Origin of the sequence: Hydrogenophaga sp., from assembly GCF_051007235.1 — a bacterium.
Taxonomy (GTDB): Bacteria; Pseudomonadota; Gammaproteobacteria; order Burkholderiales; family Burkholderiaceae_C; genus Hydrogenophaga.
In genome coordinates this window covers 1-1,987 of the sequence record NZ_JBPCSJ010000295.1, presented here as the reverse complement: position 1 = coordinate 1,987, position 1,987 = coordinate 1, and the positions used below count along the sequence as shown (strand labels likewise).

Genomic DNA, 1,987 nt, shown 5'->3' with positions numbered 1-1,987 from the left:
GGGTCACCCAGCATCAAAGTGCGCTCGGGCACGCCGTGGAAGCTCATCACCAGGTGTTCGCCGCGTTCGTGGTGCAGCCAGTGGTGGCGCACGCGCTGGGCCAGTGCGTCGATGTAGCCGGCGTCGTCGTGGTAGCGGTTGACGAAGCGCAGCTCGGGCAGGCGGCGGGTTTTCAGGCCCCAGTGGGCCACCGCGTCGAACACGCTGGCCGTGGTGGTGCCGCTGTACTGCGGATAGGCCGAGACGATGAGCACGCGCGTGGCGCCCTGGGCCTGCAGTTCGTCGAGCACCGCCGGGATGGACGGGTTGCCGTAGCGCATGGCGTAGCGCACCGTGACCTGGTGGCCGCGCTCGCCCAGGTAGCCCTGCAGCAGCTTGGCCTGCTTCTCGGTCCAGACCTTCAGCGGCGAGCCCTCGGGTGTCCACACCGTGGCGTACTTCGCGGCCGACTTGGCCGGCCGCACGCGCAGGATGATGCCGTGCAGGATCAGCATCCACAGCGCCTTGGGAATTTCGACCACGCGGTGGTCGCTCAGGAATTCGGCCAGGTAGCGGCGCAGCGCCGGCGAGGTGGGTTCATCGGGGGTGCCCAGGTTGCAGAGCACAACGGCCGTGCGGGGTGCCTGGCCATGGGAAAAGGCGGGTTCGGTCTTGAAGGGCATGCGCTATTCTCCCGCAGCCATGAAGACCCCTGCCCAAAACGCGCCAACCACGACCGATCGGGACACGGGAGCGGGCCTGGATACAAGCCGCATCCGTGCCATCACGCTCGACCTGGACGACACCCTCTGGCCGATCTGGCCCACCATCGCGCGTGCCGAACAGGCGCTGGCCGGCTGGCTGGCGCAACACGCGCCCGCCACCGCCACGCTGGGGGCCGACCGCCAGACCCTGCGCGAGGTGCGCGAGCACACCGGTCGCAGCCGGCCCGACCTGGCGCACGACCTGAGCGCCCTGCGGCGCGAGTCCATCCGCGCGCTGCTGCTGCGCGCGGGTGACGACCCGGCGCTGGCCGAGCCCGCCTTCGAGGTGTTCTTTGCCGAACGCCAGCGCGTGGATCTGTTCGAGGACGCGCGGCCCGCCCTCCAGCGGCTGGGCGCGCGGTTCCCCATCGTGGCCCTGTCCAACGGCAACGCGGACGTGCAGCGCGTGGGCATCGGAGCGCACTTTGTCGCGTCCATCAGCGCGCGCGAGTTCGGCGTGGGCAAGCCCGATGCGCGCATCTTCCACGCCGGGGCGCAGGCCGCCGGCGTTGCGCCGGCCGAGGTGCTGCACATCGGCGACGACGCCCACCTGGACGGTGTGGGCGCGCTCAACGCCGGCATGCAGCTGGCCTGGGTCAACCGCGGCGGCCACCCCTGGGACCACGCGCCGCTGCAACCCCACATCACCCTGACCGACCTGCGCGTGCTGTGCGACGCGCTGGGCCTTTGAACCACCCCATCCAACGGAGACCTCTGTGAGCCTGACCATCCACGGCATCGCCGCCTCGCGCGCCATCCGCCCTCTGTGGGCCGCCACCGAACTGGGGCTGGACTTCACCCACCGGCCCACGCCCTACCAGGGCGGTGCCACGCGGTCGCCCGACTTTCTGGCGCTCAACCCCAATGGCCACATCCCGGTGGTGGTCGATACGCGGCACGAGGGCGAGGTGGTGGTCTGGGAAAGCATGGCCTGCGCGCTCTACATCGCGCGCCACCACGGCTTGGCCGACGGCCAGAGCCTCACGCCCGCCACGCCCAAGGAAGACGCCGATGCCCTGCGCTGGAGCTTCTGGGCCGTGACCGAATGCGAGACCGACGCGCTCACGGTGCTGATGCACCGCCTGGCCATGCCAGCCGATCGCCGCAAGCCCGAACTGGCCGAGGCGGCCGAGCGGCGCCTGGCCGTGCCGCTGCGCGTGATCGAGCAGCACCTGGAGGCGCAGCAGGCTGCCGGCCAGGCGCACCTGGCGGCCGATCGCTTCACCATTGCCGACCTGTGCGTG

The 1,987-nt window shown here is 71.0% G+C and carries 3 protein-coding genes; 2 read left to right on the top strand and 1 reads right to left on the bottom strand.

The window, feature by feature from the left end; translation table 11 throughout:
* On the bottom strand, positions 1–662 hold a 662-nt coding region (gene hemH / locus ACR2JA_RS10475; RefSeq protein WP_434009024.1), incomplete at its 3' end, for a ferrochelatase.
* Between the two features lie 19 nt (positions 663–681).
* Between hemH and ACR2JA_RS10470 the strand changes: the two genes are divergently transcribed.
* Both ACR2JA_RS10470 and ACR2JA_RS10465 read left to right on the top strand, forming a co-directional pair.
* Positions 682–1,434, top strand: coding sequence for an HAD family hydrolase (locus tag ACR2JA_RS10470; protein WP_434009023.1), 753 nt, complete (start codon positions 682–684; stop codon positions 1,432–1,434).
* 25 nt (positions 1,435–1,459) lie between these two features.
* A partial coding sequence (locus ACR2JA_RS10465; RefSeq protein ID WP_434009022.1) for a glutathione S-transferase family protein occupies positions 1,460–1,987 on the top strand: 528 nt, incomplete at its 3' end.

Coding starts and splice junctions, on each gene's coding strand:
- ACR2JA_RS10470 (WP_434009023.1), top strand. CDS start 682: ATGAAGACCCCTGCCCAAAACGCGCCAACCACGACCGATCGGGACACG.